Source organism: Streptomyces sp. Je 1-4 4N24 (assembly GCF_026239515.1).
Lineage (GTDB): Bacteria > Actinomycetota > Actinomycetes > Streptomycetales > Streptomycetaceae > Streptomyces > Streptomyces nigrescens.
In genome coordinates this window covers 4,806,887-4,826,285 of record NZ_CP110836.1, presented here as the reverse complement: position 1 = coordinate 4,826,285, position 19,399 = coordinate 4,806,887, and the positions used below count along the sequence as shown (strand labels likewise).

The following is a 19,399-nucleotide window of genomic DNA, read 5'->3' as shown; positions in this document are numbered from 1 at the left end:
TTCCTCGGGGTATCCGCGCCCCGGGTGGTCGTATGGACGGCGGGAGTTCCTGACTCACCCGGCAGCTGCCGGGTTCACAGTGGCGGGACCGCGCCGGATTCTCACCGGGCTTCCTCCCTTGGGCCCTAAGACCCTGCGCCGTCGCTGGCGTCCGGTGGGCCAGCCGACCCACCGACCTGCATAGTAAGGGCAGTGGACGGGGGAGGTAAGCGGGCCTCCGGACCGGCCGCAGCGGGACGGGGGCGCTCGCCTCCGTACCCGGATCCGGACCGGGAGCTTGGCCGGATCCGGCCCCGATGAGCCACCCGCCTCCGTGGGTATGCTCGCGGCCATGCCGCCCTCCCCCTCGATACGGCCCCAAGGTGCCGAACCGCCCATACGGGACCGCGGTGACGCCTGCCCGGGAGCGCTGCGGCTGCACTCCGCCGCCGACGGCCACCTCGCCCGAGTGCGGCTGCCCGCCGGAGACTTGACGGTACGTCAGGCCGAGGCGCTGGCCGACGCCGCGGACCGGCTCGGCGACGGCCACCTCTCGCTCACCTCCCGCGGCAACGCGGAACTCCGCGGCCTCCCGGACGGCTGCGGCGACCGGCTCGCCGTCCTGCTGCGCGACGCCGGTCTGCTGCCCTCCGAGCGCCACGAACGCGTCCGCAACATCCTCGCCTCGCCCCTTGCCGGACTCGACCGGCACACCCCTTCTGACGTGCGGTTGTGGGCCCGTGAGCTGGACGGACTGCTCTGCGCGAGCGAGTCCGCGACCGCGCTGTCGGGCCGCTTCCTCTTCGTCCTGGACGACGGACGGGGCGATGTGGCGGCACTCGGCGGGGATGTGAGCTTGGTCGCAGAACGGGGCGGGGTCGGGGCGCCGATGGGGGACGGGGAGCTGTCCGGGGCCGGGGACCAGCCTGGGTACGGGGGCCTGCCCGGGGCCGGGGATCTGCCCGGGGCCGGGGATCTGCCCAGATACGGATGCCCGGCCGGGTCCGGGGGTACCGCGCTGCTGCGGGTCGGCGACGACCCGGCGGCGCTGCGGATCGCCGGGCCGGACGCCCCGCGCGCCGCCCTCACCGCCGCCGAGGCCTTCCTGACCGCCGCTGAGGCGAGCGGCAGCGGCGCCTGGCGGGTACGTGAACTCCCGGTCGGACACGGTCTAACGGCCCGGGCCGTCGCGGAGCGACTGCGCGCGGCGGGCATCGGGTGCGCGGAGGTGGCCGGGGCGGTGGCTGCGGGGGTGGCCGGGGCCGGAACCGCTCATGTGGGCGGGTCCGCGGATGTGACCGGTACCACCGACGTAGCCGGGACCACCGACGTAACCGGGACCGCCGACGTAACCGGGACCGCCGACGCGACCGAGGCGCCCACACCCGCCTCCGCGCCGTACGCCGAGTCCGTCCCTGACGCCGCGTCCGTCCCGTTCACCCCCTCCGTCCCGTACGCCGGTTCCGTCCCGCCCCCCGCCTCCGTCCCGTACGCCGACTCCTCCGCCCCCGGCGTCATCGAGGGCACCGACGGCGCCCGTGCGCTCTCCGTCCTCGCGCCGCTGGGGCGGCTGTCGGTCGCCCAGTGGCGCCTGCTGACCTCCGTCGCCGCCGAGGACGGTGCCGGCGCGCTCCGCCTCACCCCCTGGCGCGGCATCGTCATCCCCGGGCTGTCCGCCGACACGGCAGTTCCCCGCCTGCGCGAACTGTCCACCGCCGGACTGATCACCGACCCGGACTCCCCCTGGCACCGCATCGGCGCCTGCACCGGCCGCCCCGGCTGCGCCAAGTCCCGTACCGACGTACGGGCCGACGCGTCGGCCGCCGTCACAGCGGGCACCCCCGTCCCCGGCGAGCCAGGACAGCAGCCCGCCCTGCGCCGGCTCCCCGTGTACTGGTCCGGCTGCGAACGCCGCTGCGGCCACCCGCGCGGCGCCTGGGTCGATGTGCTGGCGACGCCGGAGGGCTACCGCGTCTCCGTAGTACAGCCGCAGAGCACACCCGCCCCGCATCCCGCACCGGCGGCACCCTCCGCAGCTCCATGCCCCACCACCTCATGAACCGCCCCCGACCCACAGCGCCATGCCCCACCACCTCATGAACCACCCTCGACCCACAGCGCCATGCCCCACCTCCAGAACCGCCCCGTACCCGACAACCCCGAGGCCACAGTGACCGCGTTCGACTACGAGAAGGACGGGGCGACGATCTACCGCCAGTCCTTCGCCACCATCCGCGCCGAGGCGGACCTCGCCGGCCTGCCCGCCGACGTCAGCCGGGTCGCGGTCCGGATGATCCACGCCTGCGGCATGGTCGACCTGGTACGCGATCTGGCCTTCACCCCCGAGGTGGTGGCCCGCGCCCGCGAGGCGCTGCGCGCCGGTGCGCCGATCCTCTGCGACGCCAACATGGTCGCCAGCGGCGTCACCCGGAAGCGGCTGCCGGCCGGCAACGACGTCCTGTGCACCCTCACCGATCCGTCGGTCCCGGACCTGGCCGCCAAGATGGGGACGACCCGCAGCGCCGCCGCCCTGGAGCTGTGGCGGGACCGGATGGAAGGCGCCGTGGTCGCGTTCGGCAACGCCCCCACCGCCCTGTTCCGGTTCCTCGAAATGATCGAGGAAGGCGCGCCCCGCCCCGCCGCCGTCATCGGCATACCCGTCGGCTTCATCGGCGCCGCGGAGTCCAAGGACGCGCTGATCGCCCACCCGTCGGAGCTGGACCACATCGTGGTGCGCGGGCGCCGGGGCGGCAGCGCCATGGCCGCGGCCGCGATCAACGCCATGGCAAGCGAGGAAGAGTAAGCGTGAGCGAGCAGCAGCTGACCGGTCGCCTCTACGGTGTGGGCCTCGGCCCCGGCGACCCGTCCCTCATGACGGTCCGGGCGGTCCAGATCATCGCCGGGGCGGACGTCATCGCCTACCACAGCGCCCGGCACGGACGTTCCATCGCGCGTTCCATCGCCGCCGAGCACCTCCGCGCCGACCACATCGAGGAAGCGCTGATCTACCCGGTCACCACCGAGTCGACCGATCACCCCGGCGGCTACCGGGGCGCGCTGGACGAGTTCTACGAGGCCGCGGCGGCCCGCCTCACCGTCCATCTCGACGCCGGCCGCACCGTCGCCGTCATCTCCGAGGGCGACCCGCTCTTCTACGGCTCCTACCAGCACATGCACAAGCGGCTGGCCCACCGCTATCCGACCGAGGTCATCCCCGGCGTCACCTCCGTCAGCGCCGCCGCGGCCCGTCTGGGCAAGCCGCTGGCCGAGGCCGACGAGGTCCTGACGATCCTGCCCGGCACGCTCCCGGAGGAGGAACTGACCGCCCGCCTGTCCTCGACCGACACGGCCGTCGTCATGAAGCTGGGCCGCACCTTCCCCACCGTCCGCCGCGCCATGGAACGCTCCGGCCGCCTCCCGGAGGCCCACTACGTCGAGCGCGCGACGATGGCCGGCGAACGTACCGAGAAGCTGGCGGACATCGACGCGGAGACGGTCCCCTACTTCTCCGTAAGCGTCGTACCGAGCCGGATCGCGGACCTGCCGCCCAGTACGGGTACGTCCACAGACATGGCCACGGCCACGGGGACAGGGACGGGGACGGGGACGGGGACGGGGACGGGGACGTCAACTGGGACGGTCACGGCAGACGAACCGTCCGGCCCCGGCGAGGTCGTGGTCGTCGGCACCGGCCCGGCCGGGCCGCTCTGGCTGACGCCCGAATCCCGCGGCGCCCTGGCCGCCGCCGAGGATCTCGTCGGCTACACCACCTACCTGGACCGCGTCCCGCCGCGCCCCGGCCAGCGCCGCCACGCCTCCGACAACAAGGTCGAGTCCGAACGCGCCGAACTCGCCCTCGACCTGGCCCGGCGTGGCCGCAAGGTAGCCGTGGTCTCCGGTGGTGACCCAGGGATCTTCGCGATGGCCACCGCCGTCCTGGAGGTCGCCTGCCAGGCTCCCTACCGCGACATTCCCGTACGGGTCCTCCCGGGCGTCACCGCCGCCAACGCGGCCGCCGCCCGCGCCGGCGCCCCCCTCGGCCACGACTACGCGGTCATCTCCCTCTCCGACCGCCTCAAGCCCTGGGAGGTCATCGCCGAACGCCTGCACGCCGCGGCCGGCGCCGACCTGGCCCTCGCCCTCTACAACCCCGGCTCCCGAAGCCGCACCTGGCAGGTCGGCAAGGCCCGCGAACTCCTCCTGGAACACCGGGCCCCCGACACCCCCGTCATCCTCGCCCGCGACATCGGCGGCCCCGAGGAGTCGGTCCGCACCGTCCACCTCGCCGACCTCGACCCGCACCAGGTCGACATGCGGACGCTCCTGATCGTCGGGTCGTCCCAGACGCAGGCGGTACGGCGCGATGACGGGACTCAGGTCGTGTGGACGCCGCGGAGGTATCCGGAGGGGTGAGGCTGCCTGCCAGGTAGGGGGCTCCGGCTCGCGTCATGCGGGCGCCGGGGCTCCGTCCGGGCGTGGGGCCGGCTCCGGACCGCACCTCTAGCGGGCATCTTTCTCTGGTCCGCGCGGTGACCTGACGCCTGCCGAGCAGATCCATCCATCGAGTGCAACGTGAGGGGGCGCAAGGGCGGGGGACCTTGTCAGCGGACGACGTCGAAGACGTTCTTCTGCAGGCCGTTGGCGTACACCTCGTGCTCGACGAGCTTCAGTTTCTGGGTGTCCTTGTCCGTGCCACTGAACAGACGCTTGCCCGCACCCAGCAGCAGCGGGAAGACGAGCAGGTGGTAGCGGTCGATCAAGCCGGCGTCCGAAAGGGCCTGGTTCAGGGCGGCGCTCCCATGCACGATGATCGGGCCGCCCTCGGTCTCCTTCAACGCGGCGACCTCATCGAGCGAGCGCAGGATCGTGGTCTCGCCCCAGTTCGATACCAGATCGTCCTCCGTGAGGGTCGTGGAGACAATGTACTTCGGCATCACCTTGTAGTCGGCGAAGTCCGCCATGTCCGGCCACACCGGGCTGAACGCCTGGTAGCTGGCCCGGCCCAGCAGTATCGCGGTGGCTTCCTTCTGCTCCCGGCCCTTGATGTCGAATGCTTCGGGGAGGAACTCGATGTCCTTGAAGGTCCACCCGGAGTTCCGGTATCCGGGCTCGCCGCCCGGACCCTCCACAACGCCGTCGAGGGAGATGAAGGCGGTACTGATCAAGGTACGCATCGAAGGTTCCTTGGTGTCTCGTGTCCGGCTCTCAGCAGATTCGGCTGGTGCGCGATTGGATCACACGTGCGGCCCGCAGCGCACCAACAATGACCTCTGACTGCGGATCACGGAGAAACTCATCGGTCGTCGCCTGCCCTTCTTGCAACCCCTCCCGCATGGTCCACCTCATCCGGGCTTCTGGCCGGCGCCGGACCACGCCTCGTGCAACCCCTCCCGCCCCAGCCGCGTCTTCCGCACCATGCACGCGAATATGGCCCGCGTACAGCAACTACTGATCTTCACCCGGCTCCAGACGAGCAGCTGCGCCTTCGCCGTTGCGCTGCTCTCGGGGGTCGCGCTGTCCACCGTGCTGCCGCAGTTGCCCGTGGCCAGATATGACCTGTTGCTCGTCTACGGACTGCTGCTCACGCTGGTGTTCCGCCTGCGCGGGTGGGACAGCGGCAGGGATGTCCTGGTCATCGCCGTGTGTCACGCGATCGGGCTGGCCTTCGAGCTGGTGAAGGTCTCGCTCGGCTCCTGGAGCTATCCGGAGCCCGCGGTGTTCAAGTTCGCGGGCGTGCCTCTGTACGGGGGCTTCCTCTATGCCGCGGTGGGCAGCTATGTCTGCCGCGCATGGCAGCTGATGGACCTGGAACTCGTCCGCTACCGCCCCCGCGCCACCACGGCCCTGGCCGTGGCCATCTACGTGAACTTCTTCAGCCACCACTGGCTGCCTGACGTGCGCTGGCCCCTCGCCGCCCTGCTCGTCGCGGTCACGGGAGGTACGTCGGTGCGGTTCAGTGTGGGCAAGGCGCGCTACCGCATGCCGCTGGCGCTGTCCTTCGCGCTCATCGGCTTCTTCTTGTGGCTGGCCGAGAACATCGCCACCTACCTGGGCGCATGGCGCTACCCGCACCAGCTCCACGGGTGGCAACCGGTCGCCCTGGAGAAGTTCGGCTCATGGGCGCTCCTGATCAGCGTCACGTTCGTGATCGTGGCGGCAACCAGGCGGCGGCGCGGCCCCGGGTGACCCAAACGGGATGCGTCGAATGGGTGCGGTCACCGCGCTGTCGCCCAGAACGATGTGTAGGGCATCGCTCACCGGCCGGTCGCCTGGGCCAGACGCCGGTCGAGCTCTCTGTCCACGTCCTGCTGCTGTACCGCGGTGGGGTCATACCCGTTCCACCTCTTCAGCGCCGCGAGCGCCTTTGCCGCGCGCTCTGCACGCTCAGCCTCAGGGAGACGGACATGGGCATCGGACATCGTCGTGCTCCTTTCTCCCGCCTCTCGGGTACGGGTGCGTACTCGTACCCGAGAGGCCAGGTCAGCCGAGCCGACCGTCCTTCACGCCATCCATGAAGGCCGACCAGGCCGCGACCGGAAAGAGCAGTACGCCACCGGCCGGGTTCTTGCTGTCACGGACCGACACGGCGCCGGGGAAGCCGTCGGAGACCTCGACGCAGTTGTTGTCCCCTCCGTCGCTGTAGCTGCTCTTGCGCCAAGCACCACTTGCCAGGTTCATGGCCTGCTGCCCTCCGTTGACCTCAGCTCAGTTGATCGGCTTTTACGGTCGCTATGAACGCCGCCCATGCTCCGGCCGGAAAGAGCAGCACACTCCCGGTCGGGTTCTTGCTGTCACGGACCGGCACGGCGCCGGGGAAGCCGTCGGAGACCTCGACGCAGTTGTCGGCTCCGCCATCGCTGTAGCTGCTCTTACGCCACTCGGCGTCGACCAGGTCGCTGACTGTCTTCATGGTCTGCTGTCCTCCACCAACTGCTCGATGAACGCTGCTGAATCAGACGGCGAGAGGGCCTCGTCGCGGAGCCGATCGTAGGACAGGCGATATTGCTCAACCTCTTCTGGCTCTTCGATCAGTTCGCCCGACCTGTTGCCTTCCAGGTAGGCAACGGCACTACCGTCCGCCATCCACAAGAGCCAGAGCGAACCCCCCATCAGGCTATGCACTCCGGCAGAGAACGGAAGCACCTGAATGGTCATGTGCGGCAACTTGGCGGCCTCCAAAATCCGCACCAGCTGGTCATGCCAGATGACGGGGTCGCGCACCGGCCGCCGCAGCGCCGCCTCATCCAGGATGATCCGCACATGCGGCGGTCGATGACGCTGCAGCAACTCCTGCCTGCCCAGTCGGGCAGCGACGTTCTCCTCGATCTCGTCGGGGCTTATGGGCGTTGTCACCGACGACAGCACCACTCGTGCGAAGTCCTCGTTTTGCAGCAACCCAGGGATGGCACTCGCGTATGTATGCAGGATCGTCGCCTTCGCCTCGTACCGCATGAACTCCCGGTACTTGTCCTTGAACGCATCCAGCCGCGCCAGCCCCCACAGCCGCACCAGCAGCCCACTCGTGCCGTAGATCCGGTCCAGCGTCTCCATGACCGGCAGCTTCGAGAGGCGTTCGCCGGTCTCCAGGCGGTGCAGGTAGGTGCGGTCGTAGTTGGCCTCGTCGGACAGTTGGGCCAGTGATCTGCCGGACGACTCCCGTAACCGGCTGAGCTCGCAGGCGAGGACCCAGCGGGCCGAACCCGCGTCCTCCTCGGAATTCTTTTCGACCATTCTCAGACCCCCTGTTGCCCGTGCCGACGACAACGCCAACTCCCTTTCGAGAGCTGGTCGGAGTGACAACTCTAGGGCGGGGAAAGGGCATTGACAGCCCAGTCAGGACTCGAACGGAGAAGAGAAATGGGATTGGCGGAGCGCAGTCCGGCGGCCGGGAGGATCAGGGATGCGGAGCAGGCGCGGGACGAGCTGCGGGCGGCGCTGAAGGGGGCGGGCATCACCTTGCCGTCCCTGGCTCTGGACGGGGTGTCGCTGGTGGGGGACTTTCCTCGCCCGCTGGTGGATCTGGGGCGCTGCACGCCGGAGCTCGCGCGGCGGCTCGCGCAGGCGGTGGGGAAGTGCGCCCCGTGAGTGAGGAGACGGCCGACTCCTCCGACGCCCGCGACGCCGGCGGCGAAGGTGAGCAAGGGGAATGCGCAAAGCGGCGGGAAGAATTAGTGGAAAGGGTTCGGGAAGCGAATCGGCTCAGTGTGAATCGGCCGCGCTGAAAAGTCCCCGCAGCCATTCCGCCGCCTCCTGTGGCCCTTCCGCCACCGGCACCCCGTCGGGTACCGGCGGGCGCCGTACGACGACCACCGGGACCCCGGCCTCCCGCGCCGCCGTCAGCTTGGCGGCGGTCGCGGCGGCGCCGCTGTCCTTGGTCACCAGGACGTCGATGCGGTGAGTGCGGAGCAGCGCGCGTTCGCCCTCCACGCTGAAGGGGCCGCGGTCGAGCAGCACCTCCATACGGAGCGGGTGCGGGGGCTCGGGGGCGTCGACGGAGCGGACGAGGAACCAGAGGCCGGTGAGGTGGGCGAAGTGGGCGAGGCCCATCCGGCCGGTGGTGAGGAAGACGCGGGTGCCGAGGGCAGGAAGAGCGGCGGCGGCCTCGTCCAGGGAGGTGACCTGGTGCCATGTGTCGCCGGGTACCGGCACCCAGCCGGGCCGGCGGACGGCGAGCAGGGGAACATGGGCGGTGGCGGCGGCCAGGGCCGCATTGTGACTGATCGTGTCGGCGAAAGGATGGGTGGCGTCGATGAGCGCGTCCACCGCGTGCTCGCGCAGCCAGCGGGCGAGGCCCTCGGGGCCGCCGAACCCGCCGATGCGTACCTCCCCCGCGGGCAGCCGTGGCGCGGCGACCCGGCCGGCGAGCGAGGTCGTCACGCGCAGGGCGGGCTCCGGCGCGAGCTCCGGTGCCCCGGCAGGCTCCGGCGCCAGGGCGGCGGCCAGGCGGCGGGCCTCCGTCGTACCGCCGAGGATCAGTACATGGCGTGGCGGGCGGGCTGCGTCGGGCATGGGATGTGGGTTCCTCCGTGGCTGAAGCGCAACCGCAGGGTACGGGGAAGGCCGCGGGCGGGCGTAGTGCGCAGCTCGCGCACACCGGGCTGCGGCCCGGCTGGACGACCGGTGCCTGTGCGACGGCGGCGAGCACGGCCGCGTACACGGCGCTGCTCAGCGGCGAGTTTCCCGATCCGGTGACGATCACGCTGCCGAAGGGGCAGACGCCGTCCTTCGCGCTGGCGGTGGAGGAGCTGGCGCCGGGGCGGACGGCCGCCACGGCGGGTGTCGTCAAGGACGCGGGCGACGATCCGGATGTCACGCACGGGGCGCTGGTCCGGGCCACCGTGCGGGCGCTGCCCGCGGGGTCGGGCGTGGTCTTCAGGGCCGGGCCGGGGGTCGGGACCGTCACCCGCCCCGGCTTGCCGCTGGAGGTGGGCGAGCCGGCCATCAACCCCGTGCCGCGGCAGATGATGCGGGAGCATCTGGCGGAGGTCGCCGGGCGCCATGGCGGGCCGGGGGCGACGGCCGATGTCGAGGTGGAGATCTCGGTCGATCACGGGGAGGAGATCGCCCGCAGCACCTGGAATCCGCGGCTGGGGATCCTGGGCGGGCTGTCGATCCTGGGGACCACCGGGATCGTGGTGCCGTACTCCTGCTCGGCGTGGATCGACTCCATCCGGCGGGGTGTGGACGTCGCACGCGCGGCAGGGCGGCGGCATGTGGCCGGGTGTACGGGGTCGACGTCGGAGAAGGTGGCCGTCGCGCTGCACCACCTGCCCGAGGACGCGCTGCTGGACATGGGCGACTTCGCGGGCGCGGTGCTGAAGTACGTCCGGCGGCATCCCGTGGAGCGGCTCACCATCTGCGGCGGGTTCGCCAAGCTGTCCAAACTGGCGGCCGGGCATCTGGATCTGCACTCGGCGCGGTCCCAGGTGGACAAGGGGTTCCTGGCCGAGCTCGCCCGGCGGGGCGGGGCGGACGAGGCGCTGGCGGGGGCGGTCGCGGAGGCCAACACGGGCCTGGCGGCACTGCAGTTGTGCGCCGCGGCGGGTGTCCCGCTGGGGGATCTGGTGGCGGCGACGGCACGGGACGAGTCGCTGGCCGTGCTGCGCGGCGCGCCCGTCGCGGTCGACGTCATCTGCATCGACCGGGCGGGGATGGTGGTGGGGCGGGCGGAGCCGCGGGGGCCGGGGGACGCCCGGCGGGGAAGCCCTCAGCGGTGACGGGCTTCCCCCACGTCAGCGGTCAGTTCCGGTGCCCGCGGCCGTACCGGTCGGCGATGCAGTCGTCCTGGCTGCCGGTGAGCGATCCCAGCGCCGCACCGAGGGCGCAGGTGGTCAGCCGCAGCGGGTTGTCACGGAATCCGGGGCGCTCGTAGCGGCCCTCCCGGCGGTCGTAGCGGCCTTCGCGGCGGTCGTGCACCCGGCCCGGCCGGTCGTGCATCCGGCCCGGACTGTCGTGCATCCACGGCGAGCTGTCGCCCCTCTGTCCCGGGGTGTCCTTCGCCTGTGCGACATGTTCCTTTTCCTTGCCGTCGGCCGCGGCGACGGTGCCGCCGAAGAGCGTCAGCAGGGCTGCGGCGCCGACGACGCCGGCGGCCAGTCTGGTACGCATCGTGGCGTACTCCTTTGCTTCGGCCCCCCTTGGGTGTCGCAGCTTCCTTACCGGTCCCCGGCGGCGGGATAACGGGTATTCACCCTGATGCGGTCGGAGAGCCATCCGGACGGGCCCGGAGGGGCCGCGACCGGTCCGGACCGTGTCCGCGGTTGCGTCCTCGGTGTGCAATTGCCCGAAACACAGCCCCGACGGACGCAAGCCCTTTCCCGCGCCACAGCACCCCGTTTCCGGATCAGGGGGAAGTGACACCCCCGATGGAGAGGAAAGCGGGGAAGGCAGACATCTCACCCCTTCACACTCACCGCGGGCTCGGCGGACGGTACCCGCAAAATATACGCGGAGGGCATGCATGAAGGGTTTTCCCAGGACACTTTTCCGATAGCCGCCGCACGGTCGGTTCACCACCAAGAAGCGGGCAAAAGTGCAGGTCAGGGCGATTATTGCGCTCGATTGCATACCGGTTAAAAACTGAACGGTAAGTTGCCTGGGAAAGCTTTGGCGTGATTGCATTCTGCGAGCACACGGACCGCCATTATGGACGCCACATTTCCGGCGCCCAACGGTCCCGTTACGGCCGCATTCGCTTTATCGGCAAATTCGGCTTTATCGGCAATTCGGTCTGCGTGAGTTCAGAACCCATAGCTTTGAAGGGAAGGGCACGCCATGAACGGCTTCACCCCTGCGATCGACACCTGCGAGATCGCCGACAACGAGCTGGACAACATTGCCGGTGGGCTCGCCAGCGCCGGTGCCGAGGTTGCCGGGCACGGTGCCGCCGTGAGCGTCGGCGGTGTCGTCGAGACCGCCGGGTCCCTCGCGTCGAGCCTGCCCGTCGGCCAGGTCGCCGGTATGGCCACGGTGGAGACCACCGGCTTCTGAGAGCGGCTGACCGCGGCTGACATCGACGTCAGCGGCAAGGCTTGACGGCCAGGAGCATTCCTCGCGCCCCACCGGTGCTTCGGCATCTCGGCAGGGCCGGCCGGAACCCCGGAACCTCCAGTTCCGGGGTTCACGCATGTCCGGGCCGGGATCCAGGAGGAATTCCGGTCGGTAGAAGGACTGCAGCCGCTGGCCACGGCCCCTACGCGTCCGCTACGGCGTCTCCGTGACCGGCGGCGTGCCCGACGGCCCGGCGCACGGCAGGTGCGATCGCTCGCGGTCCGCCGAGTAGAGATGGCTGTCGCGGAACTGCTCGGCACCCAGGGTGCGGCCGACCATGATGACGGCCGTACGGACCACGCCCGCGGCCTTCACCTGGCCGGCGATATCGGCGAGGGTGCCGCGCAGCACGAGTTCGTCGGGGCGGGAGGCCATGGCGACGACCGCGGCGGGGCAGTCGGCGCCGTAGTGCGGCAGGAGTTCGCCTACGACCCGGTCGACGTACATGGCGGCCAGGTGGAGCACCAGCAGCGCACCGCTGCGCCCGAGCGTGGCCAGGTCCTCGCCCTCGGGCATGGGGGTGGCCCGCTGCGCGACCCGGGTGAGGATGACGGTCTGGCCGACGGTGGGGACGGTCAGCTCGCGCTTGAGCGCGGCCGCCGCCGCGGCGAACGCGGGGACGCCCGGCACCACGTCGTACGGCACCCCGGCCGCGTCCAGCCGGCGCATCTGCTCGGCGACCGCGCTGAAGACGGACGGGTCGCCGGAGTGCAGCCGGGCCACGTCATGGCCCTCCTCGTGCGCGCGGACCATTTCGGCGGTGATCGTGTCGAGGTCCAGCTGTGCGGTGTCGATGAGCCGGGCGCCGGGCGGGCACTCGGCGAGCAGCTCGCGCGGCACCAGGCTGCCGGCGTACAGACAGACCCCGCAGGAGGCGAGCGTACGGGCGCCGCGCACGGTGATCAGGTCGGCGGCGCCGGGACCCGCGCCGATGAAGTGGACGGTCATGGTTGCTCGGTCTCCTGGGGGAGGGCGGTCGGGGACGGGGAGGCGGACGGCGGTTTCACGGCCGCCCACTGGGTCACCGGCATCGCCTGCCGCCAGCCGGTGAAACCGCCGACCGGCACGGCGTGGGCGACCGCGAGCCGGACCAGCTCGCCGCCGTGCCGCCGGTACCAGTCGGCGAGCAGCGCCTCGGACTCCAGCGTCACGGTGTTCGCCACGATCCGGCCGCCCGGCGGCAGCGCCGTCCAGCACGCGGCCAGCAGGCCGGGGGCGGTCAGCCCGCCGCCGATGAAGACCGCGTCCGGCGTCGGCAGACCGTCCAGCGCGGCGGGCGCGGAACCGGGGACGACCCGCAGTCCCGGGACGCCGAGCGCCTGCGCGTTCCGGCCGATCCGCTCGGCCCGTACGGGGTCGCGCTCGACGCTGACGGCGCGGCAGCTGCGGTGCGCCCGCAGCCACTCGATGGCGATGGAGCCGGAGCCGCCGCCGATGTCCCAGAGGAGTTCGCCGGGGGCGGGGGCGAGCGCGGCGAGGGTGGCGGCGCGGACATGGCGCTTGGTGAGCTGGCCGTCGTGCTCGTAGGCGGCGTCGGGGAGGCCGGGGACGGTGGAGAGCGGCGGGGTGCCGGGCGCACGGCGGCAGTCGAGGGCGAGGACGTTGAGGGGGTCGCCGGGCGGTGCGTCCCAGTCGTCGGCGGTGCCCTCGGCGGTCCGTTCGCGGGGGCCGCCGAGCTGCTCCAGTACGCGCATCCGGGTCGGGCCGAAGCCGTGGGCGCGCAGCAGGGCCGCGACCTCGGCGGGGGTGCCGGCGCCGGCGGACAGCACCAGCACCCGGCGGCCGTCGTACAGCGCGCGGACCAGGTTCCCGGTGGGCCGTCCGACGAGCGTGACGACCTCGGTGTCCTCCAGCGGCCAGCCGAGGCGGGCGCAGGCGTGGGAGACGGAGGAGGGGTGGGGGAAGATGCGCAGCCGGGGGCCGGCGCCGGGGGCCGGGGACCCGCCCGCCGTCTCTCCCGCGCCGGCGGCCGCCTGCTCCCCGAGCACCTCGGTCAGCGTCCGTCCGATGCCGTAGAACATCGGGTCGCCGCTGGCCAGCACGCACACCCGGCGTCCGGCGTACGTGGCGAGCAGCCCGGGGACCGCGGGGCGCAGCGGCGACGGCCACGGGACGCGCTCACCGGCGCACTCCTCGGGCAGCAGCGCGAGCTGACGGGCGCCGCCGATCAGCACCTCGGCGGTGCACAGGGCCTGCCGGGAGGCGGCGGGCAGTCCGTCCCAGCCGTCCGCCCCGATGCCGACGACGGACAGGGGTTCAGGAGCGGCCGGGGCGGGTGGTGCGGGGCTCACTGCCGGATACCTCAGAGGTCGGGAGGGGACGGGGACCGGTCCGGGGGACGGGAGCCGAACTTTACTGACCGGTCGCTCCGCACCGCCCCGCGGGGAGGCCCACCCCTCCCTCACGTCAGCAGGGCGATCAGGAACTGGCCCGCGAACAGGAACGCCGCGCAGAAGCCCGCGACCGCCGGCAGCCACTGCCAGATGCCGCGCGGGGAGTCGAAGCAGGCCAGGTAGCCGAGGACGGCGACCGTGCCGAGCAGGGCGCCGAGCCAGAAGGTGAGGCCGTCGCGGTGGGTGGACAGGATGGCGACGGCGGCCAGCAGGCCGAGGGGCGCCAGCAGCTGTCCCGTGCCGGGTGCGGGCCGCCGGGTCTCCCCCGTAGCGTTGCTCATGGCGCCGGATGCTACCCGGCAGGAGGAGCTTCGGCGGCTCACCGCGCCAGCCGGGAGCGGATGGCCAAGCTCCGTTTCCGCCCCCGCGCCCGCCCGCCTCCGCACCGCTCTGACCAGGCACGATCGTCCGTTCGACGGTAATGACAACGGTCACCGGTGCAGCCTTTGGATCTTTCGCGGAAGTGCGGTTTGCTTCGCAGCAAGGAGCCAGGAAGGAGCGCGCCGATGACCGAGCACGCCCATAGCCACGGGCACAGCCACAGCCACAGCCATGCACACGGAGTCTCACCCGACGCGGACCGGCGCTGGCTGCGGGCCGCGCTGATCCTGCTCACCTCGTACATGGCGGTCGAGGTCGTCATCGGTGTGGTCGCGCAGTCCCTGGCGCTGATCTCGGACGCCGCCCATATGCTCACCGACGCGGTCTCGATCGTGCTGGCCCTGATCGCGATGCGGCTGGCCGCACGGCCGGCGCGCGGCGGGTACACCTACGGGCTCAAGCGCGCCGAGATCCTCTCCGCGCAGGCCAACGGCATCACCTTGCTGCTGCTGTCGGTCTGGCTGGCGTACGAGGCGGTCGAGCGGCTGATCTCGCCGCCGAAGGTGACCGGCGGGCTGGTGCTGGTCACCGCGCTCTCCGGGATCGTGGTCAATCTGATCTGCACCTGGCTGCTGTCCAAGGCCAACCGCTCCAGCCTGAACGTCGAGGGCGCCTATCAGCACATCCTCACCGACCTGTTCGGGTTCGTCGCCACCGCCGTCGCCGGTCTGGTCGTCGTGACGACGGGCTTCGAGCGGGCGGACGCGATCGCCACGCTCGTGGTCGTCGCGCTGATGCTGCGGGCCGGAACGGGGCTGGTGCGGGAGTCCGGCCGGATCTTCATGGAGGCCGCGCCGGCCGGCATCGACCCGGACGCGCTGGGCGACCACCTGGTCGCCGCGGACGAGGTCGTCGAGGTGCACGATCTGCACATCTGGCAGATCACCTCCGGACATCCGGCGCTCTCCGCGCACATCCTGGTGGCGCCGGGCGGCGACTGCCACAAGGTCCGCCGCAGTCTGCAGGAGCTGCTGAGCGGGGAGTACGGCATCACCCACGCCACCCTCCAGGTCGATCACGTCGGCGAACAGGGCGCGGCCGATGAGCTGCTCACGCTGAGCCCGCGGCCCGGTCCCGGCCCGGAGCGGCAGGCCGGCCACTGCGAGGACGCACACGGTCCGGTGCACCGGCCGGGGCCGCACCGGCACTGAGCGGCCGGGGCGGCGAGCCCCGGGGTGCACTGTGGCCGCCGGAGCGGCGCGCCGCTTCCGCGTCCCCTCACTCGGGTGAACCCGGCCCGGGACAGCGCCGCCTGCCGCCGGTGACGGGGGCCGCGATGCTCGGATGACGGCATGAGAACCGCCGTTGTCTGCGCGCTGCTGTGCGCCGCCACGCTCCCCGGACCGTCCGCCGCCGCGTACGCCCCGAAGGCACCGCCCGCCGTCTCCGTCACGGTGGCGGTGACCGACGGCGCCGACGACGCCGAGTCCGGCAAACGGCTCGACTACCGCATCACCGTGCACAACCTGGGCGCCACCGAGGTCCACGGCGCCCGGATCGAACAGCGGATGCCGGCCACCACGACCTCGGCGACCGCGCCCGGCGGCACCGTCGAAGGGCACGGTATGGGCGAGCAGAAGGCGATCTGGCGCGCCGATCTGCCCGCGCACGACATCCAGGTCTTCACCGCCACGGCCGTGCTCGGCGGCCGCGCCGACCTCGTCGCCTCCGCCGCCCCCGGCACGCTCCGCGCCGCCGCCACGGTCTGTGTGTACGTCGGCGAATCCTTCGCGCCCACAGCCTGCTCGGGCGATCTGGACGACCTGCCGGAGACCGCTCCGGAGGGTGAGGGCGGCGGCTGGATGGGGTGGGCGGCGGCCGCCGTGGCGATGGCGCTGTTCGGGCCGGGGGTGGTGCGGGCGGTCCGGCGGCGGCGCGCCGCGCGGGCGGGCTGAGCCGGGGCCGCGCGCCCGGTCACCCATTGGCACCGTCCCGGCTCGCGGGCGGCGCGGGTTCCCACTTGCCTGGGAGGTGGCCGTAGGGCGCGTCCCGCGGAGCTCCTCCGGCCCGGCCGGTCCGTGGGACGCGCACCGGTCCGCCGTGCAGGAAGGACCGGACGCGATGTCAGCGAGCGCACCCGTACGCCCGGGCGGGCGGGTGACGGAGGGGGAGCGGCCGCCGCACGGGCCGCGGCGCGCACGGGGGCTGGCCGGTGGGGTGTTGCTGCTGGTGGGGGCGTTGCTGCTGCCGTTGAGCCTGGTCGCGCTGTGGGCGCGGGCCGAGCTGACCGAGACCGACAGTTATGTGGCGGCGGTGGCGCCGCTGGCCGGGAACACCGCCGTCCAGGAGGCGGTCGTCGACGATGTGACGGCCGGTGTGATGGCGCATGTCCGGCTCGACGGGCTGCTGAAGGCCGTACCGCGCGCCGAGCGTCCCGCGGTGCGGCGGCACTTCACCCGCGGGATCCGCCAGTTCGTGGCCCAGCAGGTGCGGCAGGTCGTCACCGGGAGCGGCTTCCCCGCGGTGTGGAACGGGGTGCACCGGACCGCCCACCGGACGCTGGACGGCCGGCTGGCCGCGTCCGGGCGGTCCGCGGTGACGCTGGATCTCACCCCGGTCGTGGAACGGGTCAAGCGTCAGCTGTCCCACAACGGCATGGGGCTCGACATTCTCCGGCGGGTGCCGCGGGCCGGGGTGGAGATCGTGCTGCTGAAGGGGCCGGACGTGCCGCGGATCCGGGCCGTCTACGAGCTCGTCCGCACCGGGGCGCTGCTGTTGCCGCCGGTCGCGGCGCTGTGTCTGACCGGCGGGCTGCTGCTGGCGCGGCGCAAGCGGCGGGCGCTGATCGGTACGGGGCTGGGCTGCGCGGCGGCCGCCGGCCTGCTGGCCGCGGCGCTCGCGCTGGTCCGCAGCCGCGCCCTGGACGCGCTGCCCGCGATGGTCTCCCGGCCGGCCGCGGGCGCCTACGCGGACGCCCTCACCGGACCGCTGCGCACCGGGTTCTGGCTGGTCATCGGCGCGGGAGGGCTGACCGCGGCGCTGGCCGCGGCGGGACCGCCGGCTCTCCGGGCCCTGCGGGCCCGCCGGCTCTCCGCCCGCACCGGCGCCGGCGCCGGTCCCTGACCGCCGCTCAGATCGCCAGCACCGTCTTCCCCTGTGCCCGGCCGGTGCGGCTGGTCGCCAGGGCGTCCGGTGCCTCTTCCAGGGAGACCTCACGGCCCACGAGGACCGTCAGCCGGCCCGCGTCGACATGGCCGGCGAGGATCTCCAGCAGCTGCGGGGAGGGGCGGTTGACGAAATTGAAGCCGCGGAGGTTGTGCTCGGTGAGCTCGTCCGCGTCGGCCGAGCCGATCAGCGAGACGGCGGTCCCCCCGTCGCGTACGGTCCGGGTCAGTTCGGCGAACTCGGCGGGGCCGCTGGTCATGTCGATCAGCACATCGACACCGCCCGGATGGTGCGCGAGGACCTGGTCGGCGATCGGGCCCGCGGTGTGGTCGACGGTCTCGGCGGCGCCCAGCGTGCGCATCAGTTCCGCCTTGGCCTGGCGGGCGGTGGCGATCACCTCGGCGCCGCGGCCGGCCGCGAGCTGGGTGATGAAGGTGCCGACGCCGCCGGTCGCGCCGACGATCAGCACCGTTCTGCCCTCGGCGATCCGGGTCTCCTCGACCAGGTTGTACGCGGTCATGCCGGCCGTCGGCAGTGCCGCGGAGGTGGCGTAGGTGACGCTGCGGGCGGCGTGCGCGATGCGGTCCTCGTCGGCGACGGCGAGTTCGCAGTACGAACCGCCGCCCTGCTCGGGCCGCTGGAACTGGCCGAACACCGCGTCGCCGATGGTGAACCGCCGCACCCCGCTCCCGATGGCGAGCACCTCGCCCGCCCCGTCCGATCCCAGGACGAGGGGGAACGCGGCCGGCACGGCATCGCCGAACATACCGTCGGCGAGCTTCCAGTCGACAGGGTTGAGTCCGGCGGCGGACAGCCGCACCAGGACCTCACCGGGCCCTGGTTCGGGCTGCGGCAGATCCATGAGCTGCGGCTGTTCACCGAATGCGCTGACTGCTACGGCTCTCATCGTGGCGCTCCCTTCCACCCTTCCGACCGGTGGCCGAAGTGGATCGTAAGCACGCCGGCCGGGCCGGAGGCGGCAGGAGGAGAGGCGGTGCGGCGGAAGCAACTCGTACGGCCCCGCACGCCGGGGCTGTCCGGCCCCCGTTCGACATGGCGCGGCTGCACGGGCCGTCGCGGCCCGGCCGGCGGTCCGCGACACCGGCGCTGCGCCCCGGGTGGCCCGTGCCGGGCGCCGCTCGGCTCCAGCCTGGTGAATTCCCCGGTCCCGGGGTCGCGGCGCAGGGCGTTCAGCTCTCCGGAAGGTCCGCCTCGGGTAGATATGACGCCATGCGCGTTCTGGTGGTGGAGGACGAGGAATGCCTCGCGGACATGATCGCCGCGGAGCTGCGCCGCGCCGCGATCGTGGTGGATATCGCCCACGACGGCCGCGCGGCGCTGGCCGGACTGCGGCTCGTCGCGTACGACGTGCTCGTCCTGGACGGTGAGCTGCCCGCACCGCACGGCGACGCCCTGCGCCGGTATGTGGTGGAGCACAGGCTGCCGACCAGGGTGCTGCTGCTCACCGCGGCCGGCCCGGACGACCGGGTGGCGGACCCGGAGCCGGCCGCCGACGACTGTCTGGCCAAGCCCTTCGCCCATGAGGAGTTGCTCGCCCGGGTCCTGACGCTGGGCCGGGCAGCGCGCCGGGTGGTACCGCAGGTCATCGAGCGGGCCGGCGTCACCGTCGACGCCGCGCACCGGCTGGCCGCCCGCGACGGCCGGGCGCTGGCGCTGTCGCGTACGGAGTTCGGGGTGCTGGAAGTGCTGCTGCGTGCACAGGGCGCGGTGGTCAGCGGTGACGAGCTGATCGAGGAGGTGTGGGAGGAGCACACCAGCTATGGCGACAACGCCGTACGCGTCACCCTCGGCGCGCTGCGCGCCAAGCTCGGCGACCCGCCGGTGATCGAGGCCGTGCCGGGCGCCGGGTACCGGATGACCGACGGGCCGGGGACGGGCGGCGAGCCGGAGCCCGGCGCACGGCGGGAAGCGGTCTGAGGAGGGCCTATCTCCGCCCCCACCCGTTTGCCCGCATGACGGGTCCGGCCGCG

22 protein-coding genes and 1 riboswitch are annotated in these 19,399 nt (G+C 72.6%); of the genes, 11 read left to right on the top strand and 11 right to left on the bottom strand.

The annotated features are described in order from the left end of the window. Nucleotides 1–20 precede the first annotated feature (20 nt). Nucleotides 21–158, bottom strand: a riboswitch (cobalamin riboswitch). A 161-nt stretch (nucleotides 159–319) separates the two neighbouring features. The 3 genes from SLV14N_RS20955 to SLV14N_RS20945 all read left to right on the top strand — a co-directional run bounded on the left by SLV14N_RS20955 (nucleotide 320) and on the right by SLV14N_RS20945 (nucleotide 4,392). Further along, entirely contained in the window at nucleotides 320–2,038 is a 1,719-nt protein-coding gene (locus SLV14N_RS20955) for a cobalamin biosynthesis protein CobG (RefSeq protein WP_263273226.1), read from the top strand. 111 nt (nucleotides 2,039–2,149) lie between these two features. Continuing rightward, on the top strand, nucleotides 2,150–2,782 hold the full coding sequence (locus tag SLV14N_RS20950; protein WP_263273225.1) for a precorrin-8X methylmutase: 633 nt from the start codon (nucleotides 2,150–2,152) through the stop codon (nucleotides 2,780–2,782). A 2-nt stretch (nucleotides 2,783–2,784) separates the two neighbouring features. Further along, complete coding sequence (locus SLV14N_RS20945; RefSeq protein ID WP_263270579.1) at nucleotides 2,785–4,392, top strand: precorrin-2 C(20)-methyltransferase; 1,608 nt, start codon at nucleotides 2,785–2,787, stop codon at nucleotides 4,390–4,392. Nucleotides 4,393–4,580: 188 nt separating this feature from the next. Here SLV14N_RS20945 and SLV14N_RS20940 read toward each other — a convergent pair whose 3' ends face one another. Then, nucleotides 4,581–5,153 carry a dihydrofolate reductase family protein gene (locus SLV14N_RS20940; RefSeq protein ID WP_263270577.1) on the bottom strand — a complete coding sequence of 191 codons (573 nt, stop codon included), beginning with the start codon at nucleotides 5,151–5,153 and terminating at the stop codon, nucleotides 4,581–4,583. A 253-nt stretch (nucleotides 5,154–5,406) separates the two neighbouring features. Here SLV14N_RS20940 and SLV14N_RS20935 point away from each other — a divergent pair, with 253 nt between their 5' ends. Beyond that, on the top strand, nucleotides 5,407–6,165 hold the full coding sequence (locus tag SLV14N_RS20935; RefSeq protein WP_263270575.1) for a DUF817 domain-containing protein: 759 nt from the start codon (nucleotides 5,407–5,409) through the stop codon (nucleotides 6,163–6,165). Between the two features lie 68 nt (nucleotides 6,166–6,233). On the opposite strand, the gene SLV14N_RS20930 is transcribed toward SLV14N_RS20935, so the two are convergent. The 4 genes from SLV14N_RS20930 to SLV14N_RS20915 form a co-directional block, all read right to left on the bottom strand. Next, nucleotides 6,234–6,398, bottom strand: a complete 165-nt coding sequence (locus tag SLV14N_RS20930) for a hypothetical protein (RefSeq protein WP_263270574.1) — start codon at nucleotides 6,396–6,398, stop codon at nucleotides 6,234–6,236. A gap of 61 nt (nucleotides 6,399–6,459) precedes the next feature. Then, nucleotides 6,460–6,657 (bottom strand): DUF397 domain-containing protein, encoded by a 198-nt coding sequence (locus tag SLV14N_RS20925; RefSeq protein ID WP_263270573.1) that lies wholly within the window; start codon nucleotides 6,655–6,657, stop codon nucleotides 6,460–6,462. Between the two features lie 22 nt (nucleotides 6,658–6,679). Then, nucleotides 6,680–6,889, bottom strand: coding sequence for a DUF397 domain-containing protein (locus tag SLV14N_RS20920; RefSeq protein WP_263270572.1), 210 nt, complete (start codon nucleotides 6,887–6,889; stop codon nucleotides 6,680–6,682). Then, complete coding sequence (locus SLV14N_RS20915; protein ID WP_263270571.1) at nucleotides 6,886–7,710, bottom strand: helix-turn-helix transcriptional regulator; 825 nt, start codon at nucleotides 7,708–7,710, stop codon at nucleotides 6,886–6,888. Before SLV14N_RS20915 ends, SLV14N_RS20920 begins: the two co-directional genes overlap by 4 nt. A 126-nt stretch (nucleotides 7,711–7,836) precedes the next feature. Here SLV14N_RS20915 and SLV14N_RS20910 point away from each other — a divergent pair, with 126 nt between their 5' ends. Next, nucleotides 7,837–8,064 (top strand): hypothetical protein, encoded by a 228-nt coding sequence (locus tag SLV14N_RS20910; protein WP_262042427.1) that lies wholly within the window; start codon nucleotides 7,837–7,839, stop codon nucleotides 8,062–8,064. A 114-nt stretch (nucleotides 8,065–8,178) separates the two neighbouring features. On the opposite strand, the gene SLV14N_RS20905 is transcribed toward SLV14N_RS20910, so the two are convergent. Next, the gene (locus SLV14N_RS20905; protein ID WP_263270570.1) at nucleotides 8,179–8,988 is read right to left on the bottom strand and encodes a cobalt-precorrin-6A reductase; all 810 of its coding nucleotides are present in this window, start codon (nucleotides 8,986–8,988) and stop codon (nucleotides 8,179–8,181) included. A gap of 17 nt (nucleotides 8,989–9,005) precedes the next feature. On the opposite strand from SLV14N_RS20905, the gene SLV14N_RS20900 reads away from it, so the two are divergent. After that, entirely contained in the window at nucleotides 9,006–10,196 is a 1,191-nt protein-coding gene (locus tag SLV14N_RS20900; protein WP_208682616.1) for a cobalt-precorrin-5B (C(1))-methyltransferase, read from the top strand. A gap of 22 nt (nucleotides 10,197–10,218) precedes the next feature. Here the strand turns inward: SLV14N_RS20900 and SLV14N_RS20895 are convergent, their stop codons facing one another. After that, nucleotides 10,219–10,587 carry a hypothetical protein gene (locus SLV14N_RS20895; RefSeq protein ID WP_263270568.1) on the bottom strand — a complete coding sequence of 123 codons (369 nt, stop codon included), beginning with the start codon at nucleotides 10,585–10,587 and terminating at the stop codon, nucleotides 10,219–10,221. Between the two features lie 666 nt (nucleotides 10,588–11,253). Between SLV14N_RS20895 and SLV14N_RS20890 the strand changes: the two genes are divergently transcribed. Next, complete coding sequence (locus SLV14N_RS20890; RefSeq protein WP_263270567.1) at nucleotides 11,254–11,469, top strand: hypothetical protein; 216 nt, start codon at nucleotides 11,254–11,256, stop codon at nucleotides 11,467–11,469. Between the two features lie 213 nt (nucleotides 11,470–11,682). Here SLV14N_RS20890 and cobM read toward each other — a convergent pair whose 3' ends face one another. The 3 genes from cobM to SLV14N_RS20875 all read right to left on the bottom strand — a co-directional run bounded on the left by cobM (nucleotide 11,683) and on the right by SLV14N_RS20875 (nucleotide 14,203). After that, nucleotides 11,683–12,477, bottom strand: coding sequence for a precorrin-4 C(11)-methyltransferase (gene cobM, locus SLV14N_RS20885; RefSeq protein ID WP_208682610.1), 795 nt, complete (start codon nucleotides 12,475–12,477; stop codon nucleotides 11,683–11,685). After that, entirely contained in the window at nucleotides 12,474–13,820 is a 1,347-nt protein-coding gene (gene cbiE, locus SLV14N_RS20880) for a precorrin-6y C5,15-methyltransferase (decarboxylating) subunit CbiE (RefSeq protein ID WP_263270565.1), read from the bottom strand. The genes cobM and cbiE overlap by 4 nt, the downstream gene beginning before the upstream one ends. A 110-nt stretch (nucleotides 13,821–13,930) precedes the next feature. After that, nucleotides 13,931–14,203, bottom strand: a complete 273-nt coding sequence (locus SLV14N_RS20875; protein WP_263270564.1) for a hypothetical protein — start codon at nucleotides 14,201–14,203, stop codon at nucleotides 13,931–13,933. Between the two features lie 225 nt (nucleotides 14,204–14,428). Here SLV14N_RS20875 and SLV14N_RS20870 point away from each other — a divergent pair, with 225 nt between their 5' ends. The 3 genes from SLV14N_RS20870 (at nucleotide 14,429) to SLV14N_RS20860 (ending at nucleotide 17,366) form a co-directional block, all read left to right on the top strand. Then, nucleotides 14,429–15,454, top strand: coding sequence for a cation diffusion facilitator family transporter (locus SLV14N_RS20870; RefSeq protein WP_263270562.1), 1,026 nt, complete (start codon nucleotides 14,429–14,431; stop codon nucleotides 15,452–15,454). Between the two features lie 141 nt (nucleotides 15,455–15,595). Continuing rightward, nucleotides 15,596–16,198, top strand: a complete 603-nt coding sequence (locus SLV14N_RS20865) for a hypothetical protein (RefSeq protein ID WP_263270561.1) — start codon at nucleotides 15,596–15,598, stop codon at nucleotides 16,196–16,198. 166 nt (nucleotides 16,199–16,364) lie between these two features. After that, complete coding sequence (locus SLV14N_RS20860) at nucleotides 16,365–17,366, top strand: hypothetical protein (protein ID WP_263270560.1); 1,002 nt, start codon at nucleotides 16,365–16,367, stop codon at nucleotides 17,364–17,366. 7 nt (nucleotides 17,367–17,373) lie between these two features. Here SLV14N_RS20860 and SLV14N_RS20855 read toward each other — a convergent pair whose 3' ends face one another. Beyond that, the gene (locus SLV14N_RS20855) at nucleotides 17,374–18,315 is read right to left on the bottom strand and encodes an NADP-dependent oxidoreductase (RefSeq protein ID WP_208682598.1); all 942 of its coding nucleotides are present in this window, start codon (nucleotides 18,313–18,315) and stop codon (nucleotides 17,374–17,376) included. A gap of 323 nt (nucleotides 18,316–18,638) precedes the next feature. Between SLV14N_RS20855 and SLV14N_RS20850 the strand changes: the two genes are divergently transcribed. Further along, nucleotides 18,639–19,346, top strand: coding sequence for a response regulator transcription factor (locus SLV14N_RS20850; protein ID WP_263270558.1), 708 nt, complete (start codon nucleotides 18,639–18,641; stop codon nucleotides 19,344–19,346). Nucleotides 19,347–19,399 lie beyond the last annotated feature (53 nt).

What these genes read in the sequence shown, in the direction of transcription:
- SLV14N_RS20890 (WP_263270567.1), top strand. Translation starts at nt 11,254, where the DNA reads ATGAACGGCTTCACCCCTGCGATCGACACCTGCGAGATCGCCGACAAC.
- SLV14N_RS20915 (WP_263270571.1), bottom strand. Translation starts at nt 7,710, where the DNA reads ATGGTCGAAAAGAATTCCGAGGAGGACGCGGGTTCGGCCCGCTGGGTC.
- SLV14N_RS20955 (WP_263273226.1), top strand. Translation starts at nt 320, where the DNA reads ATGCTCGCGGCCATGCCGCCCTCCCCCTCGATACGGCCCCAAGGTGCC.
- SLV14N_RS20855 (WP_208682598.1), bottom strand. Translation starts at nt 18,315, where the DNA reads ATGAGAGCCGTAGCAGTCAGCGCATTCGGTGAACAGCCGCAGCTCATG.
- SLV14N_RS20905 (WP_263270570.1), bottom strand. Translation starts at nt 8,988, where the DNA reads ATGCCCGACGCAGCCCGCCCGCCACGCCATGTACTGATCCTCGGCGGT.
- cobM (WP_208682610.1), bottom strand. Translation starts at nt 12,477, where the DNA reads ATGACCGTCCACTTCATCGGCGCGGGTCCCGGCGCCGCCGACCTGATC.
- SLV14N_RS20870 (WP_263270562.1), top strand. Translation starts at nt 14,429, where the DNA reads ATGACCGAGCACGCCCATAGCCACGGGCACAGCCACAGCCACAGCCAT.
- SLV14N_RS20910 (WP_262042427.1), top strand. Translation starts at nt 7,837, where the DNA reads ATGGGATTGGCGGAGCGCAGTCCGGCGGCCGGGAGGATCAGGGATGCG.
- SLV14N_RS20935 (WP_263270575.1), top strand. Translation starts at nt 5,407, where the DNA reads ATGGCCCGCGTACAGCAACTACTGATCTTCACCCGGCTCCAGACGAGC.
- SLV14N_RS20940 (WP_263270577.1), bottom strand. Translation starts at nt 5,153, where the DNA reads ATGCGTACCTTGATCAGTACCGCCTTCATCTCCCTCGACGGCGTTGTG.
- SLV14N_RS20920 (WP_263270572.1), bottom strand. Translation starts at nt 6,889, where the DNA reads ATGAAGACAGTCAGCGACCTGGTCGACGCCGAGTGGCGTAAGAGCAGC.
- SLV14N_RS20865 (WP_263270561.1), top strand. Translation starts at nt 15,596, where the DNA reads ATGAGAACCGCCGTTGTCTGCGCGCTGCTGTGCGCCGCCACGCTCCCC.
- SLV14N_RS20925 (WP_263270573.1), bottom strand. Translation starts at nt 6,657, where the DNA reads ATGAACCTGGCAAGTGGTGCTTGGCGCAAGAGCAGCTACAGCGACGGA.
- SLV14N_RS20875 (WP_263270564.1), bottom strand. Translation starts at nt 14,203, where the DNA reads ATGAGCAACGCTACGGGGGAGACCCGGCGGCCCGCACCCGGCACGGGA.
- SLV14N_RS20860 (WP_263270560.1), top strand. Translation starts at nt 16,365, where the DNA reads ATGTCAGCGAGCGCACCCGTACGCCCGGGCGGGCGGGTGACGGAGGGG.
- SLV14N_RS20895 (WP_263270568.1), bottom strand. Translation starts at nt 10,587, where the DNA reads ATGCGTACCAGACTGGCCGCCGGCGTCGTCGGCGCCGCAGCCCTGCTG.
- SLV14N_RS20850 (WP_263270558.1), top strand. Translation starts at nt 18,639, where the DNA reads ATGCGCGTTCTGGTGGTGGAGGACGAGGAATGCCTCGCGGACATGATC.
- SLV14N_RS20930 (WP_263270574.1), bottom strand. Translation starts at nt 6,398, where the DNA reads ATGTCCGATGCCCATGTCCGTCTCCCTGAGGCTGAGCGTGCAGAGCGC.